Annotated in this window: 16 protein-coding genes; 3 read left to right on the forward strand and 13 right to left on the reverse strand. The window is 63.1% G+C overall.

The features are described from left to right. Positions 1-12: 12 nt before the first annotated feature. The 10 genes from JMN22_RS21155 to JMN22_RS21200 form a co-directional block, all read right to left on the reverse strand. On the reverse strand, positions 13-678 hold the full coding sequence (locus JMN22_RS21155) for an amino acid ABC transporter permease (protein WP_198796436.1): 666 nt from the start codon (positions 676-678) through the stop codon (positions 13-15). Beyond that, complete coding sequence (lhpI, locus tag JMN22_RS21160; protein ID WP_198796437.1) at positions 671-2,449, reverse strand: cis-3-hydroxy-L-proline dehydratase; 1,779 nt, start codon at positions 2,447-2,449, stop codon at positions 671-673. The genes JMN22_RS21155 and lhpI overlap by 8 nt, the downstream gene beginning before the upstream one ends. Positions 2,450-2,459: 10 nt before the next feature. Further along, positions 2,460-3,278, reverse strand: a complete 819-nt coding sequence (locus tag JMN22_RS21165; RefSeq protein ID WP_030140726.1) for an ABC transporter substrate-binding protein — start codon at positions 3,276-3,278, stop codon at positions 2,460-2,462. Between the two features lie 230 nt (positions 3,279-3,508). After that, positions 3,509-4,258 carry an AraC family transcriptional regulator gene (locus tag JMN22_RS21170; RefSeq protein ID WP_198796438.1) on the reverse strand — a complete coding sequence of 250 codons (750 nt, stop codon included), beginning with the start codon at positions 4,256-4,258 and terminating at the stop codon, positions 3,509-3,511. Between the two features lie 382 nt (positions 4,259-4,640). Then, positions 4,641-5,897, reverse strand: coding sequence for an NAD(P)/FAD-dependent oxidoreductase (locus JMN22_RS21175; protein ID WP_198796439.1), 1,257 nt, complete (start codon positions 5,895-5,897; stop codon positions 4,641-4,643). Continuing rightward, positions 5,894-6,130: a 2Fe-2S iron-sulfur cluster-binding protein gene (locus JMN22_RS21180; protein WP_198796440.1), complete on the reverse strand. Its 237-nt coding sequence runs from the start codon at positions 6,128-6,130 to the stop codon at positions 5,894-5,896. Before JMN22_RS21180 ends, JMN22_RS21175 begins: the two co-directional genes overlap by 4 nt. A gap of 158 nt (positions 6,131-6,288) precedes the next feature. Next, positions 6,289-7,404 carry an FAD-dependent oxidoreductase gene (locus tag JMN22_RS21185; RefSeq protein WP_198796441.1) on the reverse strand — a complete coding sequence of 372 codons (1,116 nt, stop codon included), beginning with the start codon at positions 7,402-7,404 and terminating at the stop codon, positions 6,289-6,291. Then, a complete protein-coding gene (locus JMN22_RS21190; RefSeq protein WP_198796442.1) occupies positions 7,401-8,333 on the reverse strand; it encodes a 4-hydroxyproline epimerase in 933 nt (310 codons plus the stop codon). Before JMN22_RS21190 ends, JMN22_RS21185 begins: the two co-directional genes overlap by 4 nt. A gap of 108 nt (positions 8,334-8,441) precedes the next feature. Beyond that, positions 8,442-9,113: a GntR family transcriptional regulator gene (locus JMN22_RS21195; protein WP_030140732.1), complete on the reverse strand. Its 672-nt coding sequence runs from the start codon at positions 9,111-9,113 to the stop codon at positions 8,442-8,444. Between the two features lie 220 nt (positions 9,114-9,333). Beyond that, positions 9,334-10,500, reverse strand: coding sequence for an MFS transporter (locus tag JMN22_RS21200; protein WP_198796443.1), 1,167 nt, complete (start codon positions 10,498-10,500; stop codon positions 9,334-9,336). A 134-nt stretch (positions 10,501-10,634) separates the two neighbouring features. Here JMN22_RS21200 and JMN22_RS21205 point away from each other — a divergent pair, with 134 nt between their 5' ends. Together JMN22_RS21205 and JMN22_RS21210 are read left to right on the forward strand one after the other, a co-directional pair. Next, entirely contained in the window at positions 10,635-12,047 is a 1,413-nt protein-coding gene (locus JMN22_RS21205) for an aminotransferase-like domain-containing protein (RefSeq protein ID WP_198796444.1), read from the forward strand. A 78-nt stretch (positions 12,048-12,125) separates the two neighbouring features. After that, positions 12,126-14,267 carry a TonB-dependent siderophore receptor gene (locus JMN22_RS21210; RefSeq protein WP_198796445.1) on the forward strand — a complete coding sequence of 714 codons (2,142 nt, stop codon included), beginning with the start codon at positions 12,126-12,128 and terminating at the stop codon, positions 14,265-14,267. Positions 14,268-14,320: 53 nt separating this feature from the next. On the opposite strand, the gene JMN22_RS21215 is transcribed toward JMN22_RS21210, so the two are convergent. Beyond that, positions 14,321-15,055, reverse strand: coding sequence for an SDR family NAD(P)-dependent oxidoreductase (locus JMN22_RS21215; RefSeq protein WP_030140736.1), 735 nt, complete (start codon positions 15,053-15,055; stop codon positions 14,321-14,323). A gap of 309 nt (positions 15,056-15,364) precedes the next feature. Further along, positions 15,365-15,571 carry a tautomerase family protein gene (locus JMN22_RS21220; RefSeq protein ID WP_030140737.1) on the reverse strand — a complete coding sequence of 69 codons (207 nt, stop codon included), beginning with the start codon at positions 15,569-15,571 and terminating at the stop codon, positions 15,365-15,367. 126 nt (positions 15,572-15,697) lie between these two features. On the opposite strand from JMN22_RS21220, the gene JMN22_RS21225 reads away from it, so the two are divergent. Beyond that, positions 15,698-16,621, forward strand: coding sequence for a LysR family transcriptional regulator (locus JMN22_RS21225; RefSeq protein ID WP_198796446.1), 924 nt, complete (start codon positions 15,698-15,700; stop codon positions 16,619-16,621). Between the two features lie 153 nt (positions 16,622-16,774). Here JMN22_RS21225 and JMN22_RS21230 read toward each other — a convergent pair whose 3' ends face one another. Then, positions 16,775-17,209 (reverse strand): nuclear transport factor 2 family protein, encoded by a 435-nt coding sequence (locus tag JMN22_RS21230; RefSeq protein ID WP_198796447.1) that lies wholly within the window; start codon positions 17,207-17,209, stop codon positions 16,775-16,777. Between the last annotated feature and the right edge of the window lie 192 nt (positions 17,210-17,401).

The following is a 17,401-nucleotide window of genomic DNA, read 5'->3' on the forward strand; positions in this document are numbered from 1 at the left end:
GACCAGCCCTCCTCAATAACGAAACAAGCGCCAGGACAACAGTCGGGCCAGCCCGACGATCAGCTTGGCGATCAGGTAATAGAGCACCGCCGCGAGGGCGAAATATTCGAAGGTGCGGAATGTCTTGACGTTGTATTCCTGCGTCACCCCGGTGAGGTCGTTGTTCAGGCCGACCACCACGCCGAGGGACGTCATCAGCACCGCCCAGACCATCTGGTTGGTCAGCGGGTAGAAAACGATGCGCAGCAGTTGCGGGACGATGATCATCCGGTAGGCCTGGAACGCGCTCATGCCCAGGGAGCGAGCGGCACGCATCTGCGTGCCCGGCACGGCCTTGAGGCCGCCGCGAAAGTTCTCCGCCAGGTAGCCGGCATTGTTGAAGGTAATGCCCGCCAGCAGGGCGAACCATGAACTGACGTGCAGCCCGAGGGAGCCGAGGCCGAAGTAGAGGATGTAGATCTGGAACAACGACGGCGTGTTACGGGCGATCGATACCCAGCCGTTGCCGACACCACGTAGCAGCGGATGGCGTGCCTGGCGCATCACCGTCAGGACCAGGGCGATCAGCACGCCGAAGATCATCGACAACGCGGCGGTCTCGAAGGTGACCCAGGCGCCGGCGAGCATATCGGGCAGGGCGCGTAGCGCCGGGCGCCATTGGAACGTGTAGTCAAACATGGCTCGGGTTCCCCTTGGCCGCGGAGGGTTGCAGCCATTGCGGTGGCTCGCCGCTGGCCGTGGCGGTGCAGGCGGCCTCGACGCACTCGGCCAAACTGGCGAAATGCACGCCACGTCCCACCAGGCCTGGTGCGTAGTGCGCGTATTTGCCGGAGTTGGTCATCAAGGTGGTAGCGGCCGGCGGGATCACCGGCTCGCCCAGCATGCACCAGCAGGTGTCGGTGACCAGCGTTGCGCCGAAGACCTGGATCGCCTCCAGGTACCCGGCCTGGCGCGCCTGCTCCAGCACGGCCCGGCCGCAGGTGATCGCGAGGACCACGTCGGGGTGTTTGATCCGCCCCGCACACAGTCCTGCCAAGGCGGCGAATTCACTGAGGGAAAAGTGCGGATTGCCCAGGGACACCACATCCACATGCCTGTGCCGGGCGCTGTTGAGCTCGCGCCAGCTGGCGAGCAATCCCGCCATGTTGACGGTTTCCGTGGGTAACACGGCGTCGCGATCCAGCACCGCGGCCGGGTCCATGGCCTCCGGCGTCACCCCGGCGATGTGGAACAGCGGCGCCGCGCTGGTGGTGGCGAACGCCGCGCCAAAAGCCTTCAGGTCGTCGAGGTTGGGCGCGGTGTTTTCCAGCCCCTGGATCAGCGGGATGCGTCGGCCCGTCAGGCTGCCGATGTGATAGCCCAGCAGCGGGTAGAAGCTGTCATCCATTGAATCGAGCCTGGGGACTTTGACGATCAGCCCGGCCTTGCGCTGATCATCGAGATGACAACCGGCCAACGGCGCGCGGCCACACAGGGCGATGCAGATGTCGAGAAAATCCGGGTACTTCTGCGTTCGGGCACCTAGCACGCTGTTGGCGTAGACCACTGCGTTGGATTCGGCCCAGACGATCTGCTCGCCGACGGTGGGTGCGGTGTTCAGCAGGTAGGGCGCGCAGGTGAAGCTCAACTGCGCGCCCATGGCCATATAAGCGTCGCCCAGGGCGCTGGCCGGTTCGCCCAATGCCGGGTCGACACCCAATTCGCGCCAGCGACGTTGGTCCACGGAAATCGAATTGAGTGTCGTGGGCACGCTCACTTTCGCCCCCCACTGCACCAACTGTTCGGCAAACCGCAGGCTGGCCGGGCCGGTGTAGATGCAGCCGTCGATGTGCGCCTGGGTGATGTCCAGCAGTTCATCGGCGCCCTGGATCTCGGCCATGCGCAGGACGATTCCCATTGCCACTTTTGCAGCCTTGCCGTATGCACCGTCAAGCAACGCCTGGTCCCGTTCGTTCAGACGGACGGTGGAGGGTGCTATCGGTTGCGAGGGGATATCCGCCGCGTACCATTGATCGTTGGGCCGGCGCCCGGACAACGTCAGGCAACTTCCCTCGATGCGCGCGAATCCTTGACCTCGCAAGCCCTCGAATGCCTCGCGGCCGATGCACAACACTGGCAGCGAACGTTGGAAAATCACCTCGGCCACCAGCACGCCCAGAACAAGGATTTCATCAGCCTCGGCCAGCACCAGGGCGGCTGGCGCATGGCCGTTGCTGATGAGCTCCATCAGCACGCTGCTGCCGGTGCAGGAACCGCGTCCGCTGGGAATCGCCAGCACCCGACCCGCAAGGCGCTGGCCGCTGAGGGGGTGATGGCGATCGATGACTTCGCCCGAGGCCGGATCGACTCCGCCCCAAAAGCTCAGGCCAACGTCAGCGAACAGCAGGGTGCCCTGGGCGGCACCCTCCACCAGGCTACGACCTTGCAAGCAGATAGGCGTGCTTGGCATACCGCGCTCCTCAGTAGTAGACCTGCGGCACGGTCAGGTTGGCCGGTGGGATTTCCGTGCCGACCCATTTGACGAACAGCTCGTTGTACCGACCGGTGCGCACTTGCTGGTTGACGAACAGGTTGAGGTAGTTGATGAGGCCATACTCGCTGCGCTTGGCGCCGAGGGACACGTAGTCGATGACGTAAGGTGCATTACCGGCGATTTTCAGCCCCTTGTATTTGCCCGACTTGATGGTGGCGGCGGCGACGGTGTTGGTGACCACGGTGGCATCGATGTGCCCTTGGGCCACGGCCAGCAGTGTGTCGTTCTGGGATTGGTAGGCACGGAAACTGCCGCTGCCCCAACTCTTCTGGTCCTTCTCCAGGGCGATCGCTTCGTAGGTGCTGCTGGTGTTGCCGAGTTTCTTGCCCTTGAGGTCGGCGTAGCTGTTGATGCCGGTGTCGTCGCGGGTCAATACCACCATCTGGAAGGCGAAGTAGGGCACGGTCAGGCCGACGGTCTTGGCCCGCTCCAGGGTGTCGGACGTGGAGGCAACGATGACATCGGCGCGGCCGGAAAGCAGCGCGGGGATGCGGTCGGAGAACGGTGTTTCCACCACTTCGGCGTCTACGCCAAGGATTTTCGCCAGGTCGTTGCAATAGTCGACGTCGAACCCCGCCGGCTTGTTGCTTTCATCACGAAAGCCCATGGGCGGAAAATCCAGTGTGACGGCGCAACGCAGCTTGCCCGAGCCGATGATGTCGTCGAGCTTGTCGGCATGGGCGGGAAGGGCAATCAGGGGAAAGAGGACAACGCTGAGGGCTGCGGCTAATGCACGGTTTTTCATAAAGGCCTCGCTGTCGAATAAATGCGGTGAGATATCGTATTGAGGATTTCGTATACGATATTAGATAAGCAATCGACGTGCCTGTTTTATGCTGCAAGCTCGGTTTCAGGTAAGGCTTTGATAATTGGGCAATTGTTGGAACTGCTCCGGTGGTGCCAGGCGAGCGGGGCAGAATGACGGTGTTACAGATGGGAGCAGTGCGTGAGAGGCTGCCCTGTAAAGGAACAACGTCAGCGCTGGTTTTCTCGGTACTGGCTGGGGGAAAGGCTCGTCAGCGCGCGGAACTGGCGGCTGAACGCACTGTGATCGGTGTAGCCGCAGCGCAGGGCGATTTCGGTGATGGGTAAATCCGGTTCCAGTAACAGTCGCGAGGCTTCTTCCAGGCGCGCCTTGTGAATCATCTGGCGGGGCGTGAGTTGGAAGATGCGCTTGCAGTGCCGCTCCAATTGCGCCACCGACAAGCCGGCAATGGCGGTGAGTTCCGCCAGGCTGATGGGACGGGCGAAGTGCAGCTTGATATGCGCATCCACCGCCGCCAGTTTCTGGAAGGCTGGATGGCTGGCTTGTGGCGATTGCAAATCACGGGAGATCCCGGCCAGGCCAACGATCCGGCCCGAGGGCTCGCGCAAGGCGAGCTTGTGGGTCAGGCACCACACCGGCTGGTTGCCGTAATAAAGGTGCAATTCGAGCTGGTCGGCCAGCTCCCGTCCGCTGGCGAGCACGCGTCGATCCTGTTCGGTGTACAGCGGGCCGAAGCGTTCGGGGAATACCTGCTCGGCGGTGAGGCCCACAAGGTCATTGCAGTGCTTGAAGCCGCAACGCCGGGCGAGGGTCTGGTTGACGAAGGCGTAGCGGGCTTGGTTGTCCTTGATGAAAAACACGGTGTCGGAGAGGGTATCGAGCAACGGCGCGATGGCTTGCAGGCTGCGCAGCAGGGTGTCGAGGTCGCAGGGGGCGAGGGAGGTGAGCGAGGGGTGCATGACCGGCGTCGTCTTTTGTGTGGGAGCGATGGCGCAGTGTCAGTCGAAAATGTGCTGTCTGTCACGCCGCCATCGCGAGCAAGCTCGCTCCCACATGGGGTCTGCGGTGCCTGCAAAGTTCAAAAGTCCGCCTCAAATCCCTGTGGGAGCGAGCCTGCTCGCGAAAGTGGTGGGTCAGCTTGCATCAATGCCAGATGTGCCGACGCATTCGCGAGCAAGCTCGCTCCCACATGGGGTCTGCGATGCCTGCAAAGTTCAAAAGTCCGCCTCAAATCCCTGTGGGAGCGAGCCTGCTCGCGAAAGTGGTGGGTCAGCTTGCATCAATGCCAGATGTGCCGACGCATTCGCGAGCAAGCTCGCTCCCACAGAAGAGTCTGTGGGTTCAGGTGGGCGGGGTTTCTTCCAGGTTCAGCAAGGTTTCGATTCGCGCCGGGCCGAAGGGCGGGCGGGGTATGGGTGGTGTCCAGCCGAGCAGGTATTGCAGGGCGGCGCCGCACACCCGGCCCTGGCAGGCGCCCATGCCGCAGCGGCTGGCCAGTTTGGCTTCACGCCAGTTTCCGTGGCCGGCCAAGGCGCCGTAAGGAACATCCTCACAGCGACAGACCAACGTATCGCTCCGCGCCATGCTTTTCAAACGGCCGTCCAGGGCGAAGGCCTTGTTCAATGCCCGCGCGAAACCCTGCCATCGCGCACGGCCAGGCCAAAGGCGCTCGGCTGCAGCGGTATTCCCCACGGCGGCATGACCAGCAATGGCGCCTTCAACCAAGGCCAGTTCACTGCCGCCAAAACCGGTGCATTCGCCAGCGGCGTAATGGTCGTCCCGCGTGGTGGCCTGGCGTTCATCAACCGCAAGCGCCTGTCCGTCGAGCGCGCACCCCAGCGCCTGGCCCAGCTGGGTATTGGGGATCAGCCCGAACCCACAGGCCAAACGGTCGCAGGCCAACTCCACCGTCTTGCCTTGTTGCAGCAGACGCACGCCTTCGAGCTTGTCCCCTCCCAAGGCTTCCAGCACATGGCTGCCGGTGCGGTAGTGAGCATCGAGCAGGCCGAAGGATTGCCATAACTTGCCCGGCCAGCGGGGCAGTTGCGCAGCGAATCCGGCAACTGCGGTGCGGCTGGCCTGCTCGGCGATCCGCAGCACTTGGGCCCCGTGACGTCTTGCCGTGGCTGCGCTCGCCAACAACAGTGGACCGCTGCCGGCAATCACCAGTCGCTCGTTGCTCACCGGCAGGCCGCCCTTGATCAGTGCTTGCAAGCCGCCGGCACCGGTTACACCGGGCAGCGTCCAGCCGGGGAAGGGCAGCAGCAATTCCCGGGCACCGGTGCACAGGATCAGGCGGTCATAAGCGATCAGCCAACCCTGCTCGGCATTTTCCACCAGCAAGGTCTTGTCGCCGGCGATCGCAATGACCCGGGTCTCTGCGTGGCAGTGCACGTTGGCGCAGGCGCGCAAGCGCTCTCGCATGTGTCGCGCCTCGGCCGGCAAGTGGGCGTGGGGTCCATCGCGCCAGATCTGTCCGCCAGGGTTCGGATTGTCGTCCAGCAGCACGATGCGTGCGCCGCTGCTGGCTGCGGCCAGGGCCGCAGCCATGCCGGCGGGCCCGGCGCCGATGATAAGGATGTCGGCAAACTCGGTCATGGTCGGGTGTCCACGTGCATGCCGTCGCGGCACAAGGTCTGGCAGGCCAGGCGCCGGCGGCCATCGATCAGTACCCGACATTCCTGGCAGATACCCATGCCGCACAAAGGCGCGCGCCGCTGGCCGGTCACCGAGGTTCGGCTGCAGCCGCCGGCGCCCAACGCTAACGCGGCTGCAACGGTGGTGCCGTTGGCCACCGAGAGCGGGCGGCCATCCAGGAATAACTCAGGCATGGGTCCGATACTCCTTGGTCAAGCGGATCTCGAGAAGATGCACCGATCCCGTGGCGAGGGAGCTTGCTCCCGCTGGTCTGCGCAGCAGACCCAAAACAGGACCGCTTCGCGCCCCCCCCGGTGCCACCACCCCCGCCCCCCGGGTGATATGCGGGGCTTCAGGCATGGGCCGGTTCTCCCAGGAAGCGCTGCGGCAGGTAAGGTTGCGCGGCCAGCGGTGCCGTTTCATTGAAGAGCTGGGCAACCAGCAGGTCAGCGGTGGCCGGTGCGGTCGTGACGCCGAGCCCTTCATGGCCCACCGCAAGCCACAGGCCTTTGCGCTGCGGGTGTTGCCCCACCAGCGGCAAGCCGTCGGGGCTCGCCGCGCGGAAACCGGTCCAGGCGCGGATGCCGTTGAGGTGCGCCAGGCCAGGCATGTAGTCCACGGCGCGCTTGAGCATCTTCGCCAGCATCCAGCCTTCCACCGCTGGATCGACGCTGCCGAACTGCCGCGAAGCGCCGATGAACAGTTGTCCGGTCGGGCGCGGTTGGATGTTGCATGCCACCGACGGCCCGCTGGCGTTGTGGGCACTGGTGACATAACCCAGCTCAACCAGGGTGTGAGTGACGGTGGCGGGGTAGCGATCGGTGATCAACAGATGGCCCTTCTTGGGTTCGATCGGCAGCTCCGGGCACAGCTCGGTGGCCTGGATGCCGTTGGCAAGCACGACAGCTTCGGCACTGAGCCAACGCCCGTCGGCGAGGCGCACGCGGTGGCCGTCCACTTCGCTGGCCTCGGCGCGTTGCTGGCTGATATTGACGTGATCGAGCATCCAGCGGGCGGCGGCGGGGGCGTAGAGAATGCCGTCGCCCTTGATCAGCAGCCCCCCTTCCAGGCCCGCCCGCAGTTCCGGTTCGCGCTGCTGCAAGGTGGCGCGGCCAATCAGTTCACAGGCCTCGCCATGGGCCATCAGGTTCAGGTATTTGCTGTGGGCGACGGCCATTTCCTCGGCATTGGCCGCCAGCCATAAAGTGCCGTTGTTGCGCCAGGCACAGGCATCGGGCAGCGCAGGCGCCAACTCTCGCCAGCGTCGCAGGGAATATTGACTCAAGGCCAGCTCCGCCGGGTTGTCATCAAGCACCAGCAGGTGGCCCATGCCGGCCGCCGTTGCACCGTGCCAGCCAGCGTCCAGCACCAGCACCTGCAAACCGCGCTGAGCCAGGCTGCGGGCGCAGGCCGCGCCGATGATACCGGCGCCAATGACGATCACGTCTGCGACATGGCCTTCGCTCACGGACAAATGCCCCAGGCGAAGGGATCGTCCGGCTCGATAATCAATGTGCTTTCAGCGCTGATGTAGGCCCGGCCGCGAATGGTCGGCACGATGCGCTCGCCCGAACGCTCATAAGATCCTTCGAATTCGCTGCCGATGACACTGGCCTGGCGCCAGATCTGCCCGGGTTGCAGTTTGTCGTCGGCCGCCAGGCACGCCAATTTGGCGCTGGTACCGGTGCCGCAGGGAGAGCGGTCGTAGGCCTTGCCAGGGCAGAGCACGAAATTGCGGCTGTCGGCCTGGGGATCGTCGGCGAACAGCTCGATATGATCGATCAGCCCGCCGTCCTCGCCGCGAAAACCCTGCTGTTCCAAGGCCTGTTGCACGGCGAAGGTGTAGGCGGTGAGTGCGTCGAGGTTGTCGCCCGCCACACGCTGGCCATGATCGGCGATCAGGAAGAACCAATTGCCGCCCCACGCCACATCGCCGGACACAGGCCCAATGCCCGGCACTTCGAGGCGCAGGGCCTTGCGATAGCGATAGGAAGGCACGTTGCGCACGCTGACCGAGCGATCCTCATGCAATGTCGCTTGCACCGTGCCCACCGGCGTCTCGATGTTGTGCACGCCGGGGCCGATCCGGCCCAGATGGGCCAACGAGGCGACCAGGCCGATGGTGCCGTGGCCGCACATGCCCAGGTAGCCGCTGTTGTTGAAGAAAATCACGCCGGCACAGGCGGCCGGATCCACCGGTTCGCACAGCAACGCGCCCACCAGCACATCGCTGCCGCGGGGTTCCAACACGCACGCGGTGCGCCAGGCGTCGTGCTGCTCGGCCAGGCGCTGCCTGCGCTCGGCCATGCTGCCCTGGCCCAGGTCGGGAAAGCCATCGGTCACCAGTCGGGTCGGTTCGCCGCCGGTGTGGGAGTCGATCACGGTGATGCGTTTCATGGCGCCACGTCCATTCAGATAAGTGGACACAAGCGTGGCGCGCGCCGGGGCCGGCGGCTTGATGGATTTATCCGTCGGTGATGACGAAATCAGCACAGTCCCAAGAAATCACCGGCTCGACGGCAAATACTCGAACAGGGTCTTGCAGACGCCGGCAATGTGTTCGTCCAGCAATTTCACCGCGCGCTCCACATCCCTGGCGCGGCAGGCGTCGAGAATCTCGCGGTGTTCATGGTCGGCGCGCTCCTTGCCGGCGGACAGGCTCATCTGCATACGCAGGTAACGCTCGAGCTTGTCGTGGACCGAGCGGATCAGGCTCACCATGAACGGCCGTTGCGCGGGCTCATAGAGACAGGCGTGCAATTGCCAGTTCAGCTCGGCCCAGCGACCGACGTCGTCCTCGCCGATGAACTCCTGGCAGATGCTTTCGGCACGGGCGAAGGTGGCTTCGGTCATGTTGGGAATCGCCAAGCGCAATACCTTGTCCTCCAGCAGCATCCGCACCTCGAACATCTGCGCCAGTTCCGCCTCGGAAATCCGCGTGACCATCGCCCCGCGATTGCGCTGGAACATCACCAAGCCCTCGGCTTCCAGGCGCTTGAGCGCTTCGCGCACAGGGATCTTGCTGACGTTGAACTGGCGGGCGATGTCATCCTGGCGAATCGGCTCGTCCTCGGCGAAATGCCCGGCCACGATGGCGTCGCGCAGGTGACGGGTGATGATTTCCGAAGTGGACGGGGTGTTGCCCAGGTCGGGCAGGTTGAACTTGGATAAAGTCACGGTGGCGGGTCGTTCGGCTTAGGTGGGGGATATGGTATACGACCCGGCTATCGCGATGTCGAGTAACGTCTGCCGTTGTGGCGAGGGGATTTATCCCCGCTGGGGCTGCGCAGCAGCCCCAAAAGCAACGACCTCAACCTTATTGGCATATGGAGGTGTCTGGTTGGGGGCCGCTTCGCAGCCCCAGCGGGGATAAATCCCCTCGCCACAAAGTACTTTGTCAGCTGGGGGAAGGTTGGGCGACGAAGGCCTCTGTCCGGACGATGCGCAGCCCGGTGATCGTTGCGCCTGCCAGCAGTGCCAGGCCAAACACCGCGAGCGCCACGTCAGCGCCGAAACGGTCGACCAGCCACCCGGTCACCACGACCGGGATACTGAACCCGACATAGGCAAACAGGAAGAATCCCGCGCTGACCCGGGCTTTTTGCGCACCGGCCATGGCGGTGATCGCCGACAATCCACCCAGGTACAAAAAGCCGTAGCACGCACTGCTGGCGCCCAGCGCACCGAGCAACACGGCGGCCAGCGAACCCTGGCTCGCGCCCCAGGCAAGCAGCGCGTAGCTCAATGGCAAGACCAACAACCCCAATCCCGTGGCCCTGGCCGGTTGCATGCGTTTCACCCAAGGCTGGAAGATCAGCCCACAACTGATGACGGTAAAGGTCGACAGGCCGGACCAGCGTTGCAAGTCATGGGCGGCAAGCACCGATGGCAGGATGGCGATCACCAGCCCGGAAGTTGCCCAGGCCAGCAGCATGGAAAAACTGTAGGGCAGGCTGCCGGCCGGGAACAACGGCAGGCGCAACATCGCTGCGTGCTTGATTCTGGGGGCGGGGTCCGGCAGTCGCGCAACCACGATGATCGCCAGGGCAGCCAACGCCAACTGCAACCAGAAACTGCCCGGCGTGACGCTGTGGTGGAGGAACAGGAAGAGGCTGGTCAACGCCGCGCCCAGGCCGAAACCCAGGGAGGTGCTCGCCGTGACCCGGTTGGCCGGTGACCTGGCATCGCATGTCGGCATCAGTTCCACCATGTAGGCGGTGGACGTCGCCGAAGCCAAGCCGGTGCCGATGCCCATCATCAGGCGCGCCACGCCCAGTGCGATCAGGTTCGGCCAGATCACCGTGATCAACGTCGCCAGCATCGACAGGCAGAGCGCCGTCACGATCAAGGGTTTGCGGCCCACCCGGTCGGCCAGTCCGCCGAACGCCAGCAGCACGGGCAACACGCCCAATACATAACCGGAAAATGCCACTGCGGTGGCGCCCGCGCCGTAACCGGAAAGCTGCGCATAGGTGGTATACAGCGGCGCCTGGAGATTGACGGCAAGGGTGATCAGGCAAAGACCGAACGCCAATCCCCATGAGTGTCGTTGCTGTATGTCCAAGAGGGGTTCCTTGAGGGGGTGGAGTCTGGATGGACTATCCCGGTGGGGCCGAGAGCAAACAAGGAACAGACGCGGGGCTTTTATGGTTAACTGTTCGCCGAAAATTCGAAAACACTTAGCCGAGAGCCCGCGCCATGGACCTGAACATCGATCGCAACGCCACGGGTTCGTTGGTCCGGCAACTGGTTGTCAGTCTGACGGAGTGGATAAACACCCATGGCATCCGCCCGGGTGCCCGCATGCCGTCGATCCGCCAACTGGCGACTGAAAACGGCTTGAGCCTGTCGAGCGTAATCAAGGCCTACGACCAATTGGTCGCCAGTGGCGTCTTGGAGTCCCGGCACGGTTCGGGATTTTTCGTGGCCCAGCAGATGCCCGTGGCTTCGGCTCCGGAGATCGACGACGCGGTAGGCTGGCGGTTGTTCGATAACGAATCGACGCAACTCAAGCTGGGGTGCGGCTGGCTGCCGGACGCGTGGCGCGACGACACGGACCTGGGCCAGGCGATCCGCCAGGTGGTGCGCAGCGACAATCAGGCACTGTTCAACTACAGCACGCCGCTGGGTTCGGCTCACCTGCGCCTGCACATCCAGAAGCGCCTGGGCCTGATCGACATTCACGTCGATCCGCTGCAGATCCTCACCACCCAGGGCGCGAGCCACGGCCTGGACCTGTTGGTACGCACGCTCCTCAAGCCCGGCGACCTGGTGCTGGTGGAAAGCCCCGGTTACTACAACCTGTTCAACCTGCTGAAGCTGCACGGGGTCAAGACCCTGGCGGTGCCCAGGACCGCCCAAGGCCCTGATATCGCCAGCCTGGAACGCTTGCTCGGCGTACACAAGCCGGCCTATTTCTTCATCAACAGCATGTACCAGAACCCCACCGGCACCAGCCTCGCCCCCAGCGTTGCCTATCGCCTGTTGCAACTGGCGACGCAGCACGACTTTCGCCTTATCGAGGATGACATCTACGCCGATTTCCAGAACGGCCCGACGTCGCGCCTGGCATCCCTCGACGCCTTGGACCGGGTGATCTACCTGGCGAGTTTTTCCAAGACCTTGTCCAGCTCGTTGCGCATCGGCTACGTGGTCGCGCAGCCCGAAGTCATCAAGCGCCTGGCTGAAGTCAAGATGGTGACCGGCATCGGCTGTTCATTGCTGGCGGAAAACGTCGTGGCGACGCTGCTGGCCAACGGTGCTTACCGCAAGCTGCTCCAGCGCTTGCGCGTGCGCTTGAACAAGCAGATGGCGAGCACGTTGCGCCTGCTTGATCCGGCTCACTGGGAGGTGTTTGCCGAGCCGAGTGGAGGACTCTTCGTCTGGGCCCGGCCCCGGCATGTGCCGGCCGAACGGGTGCGGCAAATTGCCGAGCAGTTGCAGATCCAACTGTCCCAGGGTTCCACATTCCTGCCGGAAGGGCAGGCGTGTGACTGGCTGCGGCTCAACGTCGCGTTTACCCAGGACGCACGGGCCCAGGCATTTTTCAGGCAGATCGGCCTGGAATCCACAGTTGGAATGGCAGTACTAATGGGAATAGATGTCAAATAGGAATGAGTTACTGTATCTTTCGCGACACATTCTTGCCGGCCCCGGGGGCCGGCGTTCTTTCGTCAGGATTGTGTGTCGATGCGTCGGATACTCGTTTCATTGTGTGTGCTCCAGGCTTATTCCATTTCCACTTGGGCAGAAGAACCCGGCACGGCGGCCAGGGCGCCACTGGAGTTGCAGGCCACCGACATCGTCGGCAGCTCGGACTTCGAAACTGCACAGGGCCCCGTGAAGGGCTATCACGCGACGCGCTCGGCCAGCGCCACGCGTACCGACACCGCGATCCATGAAACCCCACAGTCGATTTCGGTCGTGTCCCGCGACGTCGTCGAAGACCTCAGCGCCACGCGCCTGCAAGACGCTCTCGATTACGCCGGTGGCGTCGGCCGGGGTAACAATTTCGGCGGCCAGGGCCTGACCACGTTTACCGTGCGCGGCTTTACCACGGGTGAGTTCTACCGCAACGGTTTCCCGATCAACCGGGGTTACCCGAACATGCCCGATGCCAACACCATCGAGCGCCTGGAAGTGCTGCGTGGCCCGGCGACCATGCTTTATGGCCGTGGCGATCCGGGCGGCACGTTCAACGTGGTGTCCAAGCAACCGTTGGCCGAACGCACGGTGACCTTGGGCAGCCAGGTCAGCGACCAGGGCATGCGTCGCGGCACCCTGGATACGTCGGGTCCGCTGGATGAAGAAGGCCGCCTGGCTTATCGCCTGAACGTGGTGGGAGAGGGCGGCGATACGTTCCGCGATCACGTCGAGACCGAGCGTTATGGCGTCGCTCCCGTGGTCAGTTGGCAGGTCAACGACACCACGCGCCTGACGTTCGAAGGCGACTTCATGCGCAACAATGCGCCGCTGGACCGTGGGCTGACGCATTACGCCGGCCAGCGCGGCACCGCGTCCCGCGATACGTTCTTCGGTGAAAAAGACGCCGGCAAGCTGCACAACGACAACAACATGCTGCAGGTGCGTTTCGAGCACATGCTCAACGACGACTGGACCCTGGCCGGTGGCACCCAGTGGCTAGACGGCACCTTGCAGGGCAACGCGGTGGAGGGCAACGGCATCGCCGCCGACGGGCGCACCCTGGGCCGCAACTTCAACTACCGCAAGCTGGAATGGACCGACCGTGATACCCAGCTCAACCTCACTGGGCATTTCTCCACCGGCGGGTTCGAGCACACCCTGCTGACCGGCGTCGAGTACGAAGACTACGACTACAAGTCGATCATCCGACGCTCCGCCGCCGGCGCCAGCGCCTATCCGATCGACATCTTCGATCCGGTGTATGGCCAGCCGCGCCCGGCGTTGACCCGCACGCCGACCGATGACGAGGAAAATCTCAAGACCTTCGGTGTATTCGTCCAGGACCAGGTGGCGCTGACCGAGCGTTTGAAGGTGCTGGCCGGTGCGCGTTTCGAGCGGTTCGAGCATGAGTATGAAAGTTTTGTGCCTCAGGCACGCCCCGGCAGCCGGAACTGGGAAGTCACCGACAACGCGGTCACCCCGCGCTTGGGCGTGATCTACGACCTGACCGACACGGTGGCCGTCTACGCCAACACCGCCCGCTCGTTCAAACCCAACAATGGCGCCAGCCGCGAGGGCGGTGGATTCAAGCCGGAAGAAGGCAAGTCCTACGAAATGGGCGTCAAGTGGGAGGCGCTGGATCGCCAGTTGAGCGTCGATGCGGCGGTGTACCAGATCGAAAAACGCAACGTGCTGACGCCCGATCCGCTGGACTCGACCTTCAACGTCGCCGCTGGCGAAGTGCGCAGCCGTGGTTTCGACTTGAACGTGGCGGGCAACCTGACGCCGGAGTGGCGCGTCATCGGTGGCTACGCCTATGTGGACGCCGAAGTGACCAAGGACGCCAACATCCCCACCGGCACTCCTTTGCTCAACGTGCCCAGGAACAGCTTCAGCCTGTTGAACGTCTATGAGTTCCAGGATGGCGGTTTGAAAGGGCTAGGCGTGGGACTCGGTGCGAAATATGTCGATGAGCGGGCCGGCAACACGGCGGCGACGACCTTCACCATGGACGACTACACCGTCGTCGACCTGCTCGGCTACTACAAGGTCAACGAGCGCATCCGCCTCAACCTCGACCTGAAGAACCTGTTCGACGCCGATTACGAAGAGGGCGCGTTTGGTGGCGTCTACGCCTACCCGGGCGCACCTCGAACGGTGCAGGCGGGGATCTCCTACACGCTGTAGATTCAAGGCTGCATGAAAAACCCCGAAGGTCCTGCCTTCGGGGTTTTGTGTTTTTACCACTTGCCGGTGCTCATGCCGCCGTCCACCGGCAGGATCGCCCCAGTGGTGAAATCGGCACCCGCCAGGTACAACACGGCTTCGGCGATCTCGTCGATGGTGCCCACCCGGCCGGCAGGTGCCAGGTTGTTGAGGAAGTCGCGGTGGGCCGGGTCATGCATCGGCGTGTCGATGATGCCGGGCGCCACGGCGTTGACCTTGATGTTGAAGGGCGACAATTCCAGCGCCAGGGCGCGGGTCATCTGGTTGACGCCGCCCTTGATCAGCACGGGCAGCGCTGCCGGCACCTGGATGTTCGGTTGCAGGGCCACCGAGGCAGAGATGTTGATGATGAAACCCTGCTGGCGGCTGATCATGTGCGCGGCAGCAGCCTGGCTGGCGTAGACGAGGCCCTTGAGGTTGGTGTCGAGCAGCGATTCCAGGTCCTGGGGGCTGTATTCGACGAAGGGTTTGGGCAGGAAGAAACCGGCGTTGTTGACCAGCCCATCCACCGCGCCGAACGCCTCGATGGCTTTGCCGACAAGGGCGGTCGACGTCGCCGGATCGGCAATGTCACCGGCCACGCCGACGAAGCTTGCCGGATGACCGAGCTGGCCAGCCGCATCGTCCAGGCCGGACTGGGAGCGGGCATTGCCCACCACGTTGTAGCCGCGGGCCAGGAACGCCTTGACCAGGCCAAGGCCGATACCGCTGGAAGCGCCGGTGATGATGACGGTTTTCTGATTGCTCATGATGTTGACTCCTGATCACGTTGAGTTGGAACCGCTGCGCCTGTCTGGGCGTTGGTTGTGATCAGGTTATTGATGCGCCTGGGTTTGATAAATGGGGGGTCTGGTACTTGAGTTGATACTTGGTGTAATCAATCCATCGAATCCACACAACTCCTTGTGGGAGCGAGCTTGCTCCCGATGGCATTTAATCAGCCATATGTGAGCCGGCTGACCTGCCGCTATCGCGAGCAAGCTCGCTCCCACAGAGGCCGCAGGTTGGCAGGCAGAAAAAAGCCCGGTCATTCGGACCGGGCTCGGCAAGGCGAAGTGTCACTCCTTGGGTTTACTTCGGTACTCCGTCGTCGTCATGCCCGCATACCCCCAGTTATCCGTGTCGACTTCCTCGATCACGATATGGGTCAGGTGCGGGTCCTTGCCCAGCACGCGTTGCAGGGTTTCGGTGATTTCGGAAATGACCTGGGCTTTCTGCTCGCGGGTGACGCCGTCGCGGGTGATACGAACATTGACGAAAGGCATGTTGCACTCCAGTTGACGAAATGTGCGCAGGAAAGACTCCGCGCAATCGAGGACCACTGTATTTATACGCCACGGCCTGATAAACAGGCATCGGGAATCTTCAGTTGATACGCGGTGTAATGAATCATGAAGCGTCACTTCGAAGACTTGCAGTTAGGCAGTATCGAACTGTTCTGCCTGGCGGCCGAGGCGGGCAGTTTCACGGCTGCGGCGCAGATAGCGGGCGTCACTCCGGCAGCGGTCAGCCGTTCGATCTTTCGTCTGGAGGAGCGCCTGGGGTCGCGGCTATTCGTGCGCACCACCCGCAGCATTCGCCTCACCGATGCCGGCCGGACCTTTTTCGAGCAATGCCGCCAGGCGTTGACGCAACTGGTCGAAGCGCAGCAGGAAGTCATGGGCGCGCAATCGGTGCCGTCCGGGCAACTGCGCATCAGTGTGCCCACCACCTACGGCCATCACCGGATCCTGCCGTTGCTGCCAGCATTTCGCGCGCTTTATCCGCAGGTCAGCGTGGACGTTCACCTGAGCAACCGTAATATCGATTTCGTTGCCGAGGGCTATGACCTGGCGATTCGGGTGAGGGCCCAGCCGGATTCCTCGATGATCGCCCGTTTGCTGGAAGACGCGAAACTGGCGGTGGTCGCTTCCCTGGACTACCTGCGCAGGGTCGGCACGCCGCAAACGCTGGAAGACCTGGACCTGCACGAGTGCATCCAGTTCGAACTGCCCAGCAGTGGTCGTCGAATTTCCTGGTTGTTCAATGTCGAGGGCAAGGAGAAGGAAGTGTTCGGGCAGGGCGGGTATTGCTGCTCCGACGATGTGCTGGGCGGGGTGACGCTGGCCAAAAATGGCGCCGGGCTGTTCCAGACCTACCGATTTATCGTCGAACAGGAATTGGCGGACGGGCGACTGGTGGAAGTGCTCGCGCCGTTCGCAGGGCGCTCGCGGCCGTTCACATTGCTATATCCCCACGGCCGGTACGTGCCGCAGCGGGTGCGGGCGTTTGTGGATTTCCTGTTGGAACATCGGCAACAGTGGGCGGCGGATTGAAGTAACGGCCCGCCTCACCAGATCCCCGTGGCGAGGGAGCTTGCTCCCGCTCGGTTGCGCAGCAACCGCAAAATCTTGGGGCCGCTGCGCCCGAAGCGTCGGACCGACCCAGCGGGAGCAAGCTCCCTCGCCACAGAGGTTTATGTCCGACTGTTAGAACCGAAACGCCTGCCGACCAATCAGCAGCCACTTGCCATTCTTCTGCTTCTGCCAGATCTGGAAGTTCTCGATTTCGGTCGGGACCACTTCGGTGCCCTTGAGCGCCTGGGCGGAGAAGTGGTTGCGAACCATGGCTACGTCGCCTGAGACGGTGATTTTCTGGTTCTGCATTTCAAGGGTCTTGAATGCGCTCTTGCCGGTCTCGATGTCGTTGATGAAGGCTTTCTTGTCCTGGATGTTGCCGCTGGAGTGGCCGTAGGTCAGGTTCTCGGCGGCCAAGGCCTGGAGCTGGGGGATGTCCTTGTGCAGCATGGCCTGGGTCAGGTGGTCGACAGCTTCGGCCACTTCCTTCTCAGCCGATGCGGGCGCGGCGGCTACGTAGGCGCTGAACAGGCAAACGAAACCGATCAGCAATGATGCTTTTTTCATGGGTCTTTCCTTGTTTTTGTAAGTATCAGGAGTTCGAGCATCTAGGCTCGTCTGTCATCGTACAACTAGTCAGGGAAGACTGGAATAGGGCTCGGATCATTGTGGCGATAGGCTTTGCTCCCACTTGACCTGTAGGAGCTGCCGAGCGAAGCGCGGCTGCGATCTTTTGATTCTGGGAAGATCGCAGCCTCG

Origin of the sequence: Pseudomonas sp. HB05, assembly GCF_016756915.1 — a bacterium.
GTDB lineage: Bacteria > Pseudomonadota > Gammaproteobacteria > Pseudomonadales > Pseudomonadaceae > Aquipseudomonas > Aquipseudomonas alvandae.

Bases quoted from the DNA above. Each gene is read 5' to 3' on its own strand.
- JMN22_RS21155 (WP_198796436.1), bottom strand. From the start codon at position 678: ATGTTTGACTACACGTTCCAATGGCGCCCGGCGCTACGCGCCCTGCCC.
- lhpI (WP_198796437.1), bottom strand. From the start codon at position 2,449: ATGCCAAGCACGCCTATCTGCTTGCAAGGTCGTAGCCTGGTGGAGGGT.
- JMN22_RS21165 (WP_030140726.1), bottom strand. From the start codon at position 3,278: ATGAAAAACCGTGCATTAGCCGCAGCCCTCAGCGTTGTCCTCTTTCCC.
- JMN22_RS21170 (WP_198796438.1), bottom strand. From the start codon at position 4,258: ATGCACCCCTCGCTCACCTCCCTCGCCCCCTGCGACCTCGACACCCTG.
- JMN22_RS21175 (WP_198796439.1), bottom strand. From the start codon at position 5,897: ATGACCGAGTTTGCCGACATCCTTATCATCGGCGCCGGGCCCGCCGGC.
- JMN22_RS21180 (WP_198796440.1), bottom strand. From the start codon at position 6,130: ATGCCTGAGTTATTCCTGGATGGCCGCCCGCTCTCGGTGGCCAACGGC.
- JMN22_RS21190 (WP_198796442.1), bottom strand. From the start codon at position 8,333: ATGAAACGCATCACCGTGATCGACTCCCACACCGGCGGCGAACCGACC.
- JMN22_RS21205 (WP_198796444.1), top strand. From the start codon at position 10,635: ATGGACCTGAACATCGATCGCAACGCCACGGGTTCGTTGGTCCGGCAA.
- JMN22_RS21210 (WP_198796445.1), top strand. From the start codon at position 12,126: ATGCGTCGGATACTCGTTTCATTGTGTGTGCTCCAGGCTTATTCCATT.
- JMN22_RS21215 (WP_030140736.1), bottom strand. From the start codon at position 15,055: ATGAGCAATCAGAAAACCGTCATCATCACCGGCGCTTCCAGCGGTATC.
- JMN22_RS21220 (WP_030140737.1), bottom strand. From the start codon at position 15,571: ATGCCTTTCGTCAATGTTCGTATCACCCGCGACGGCGTCACCCGCGAG.
- JMN22_RS21225 (WP_198796446.1), top strand. From the start codon at position 15,698: ATGAAGCGTCACTTCGAAGACTTGCAGTTAGGCAGTATCGAACTGTTC.
- JMN22_RS21230 (WP_198796447.1), bottom strand. From the start codon at position 17,209: ATGAAAAAAGCATCATTGCTGATCGGTTTCGTTTGCCTGTTCAGCGCC.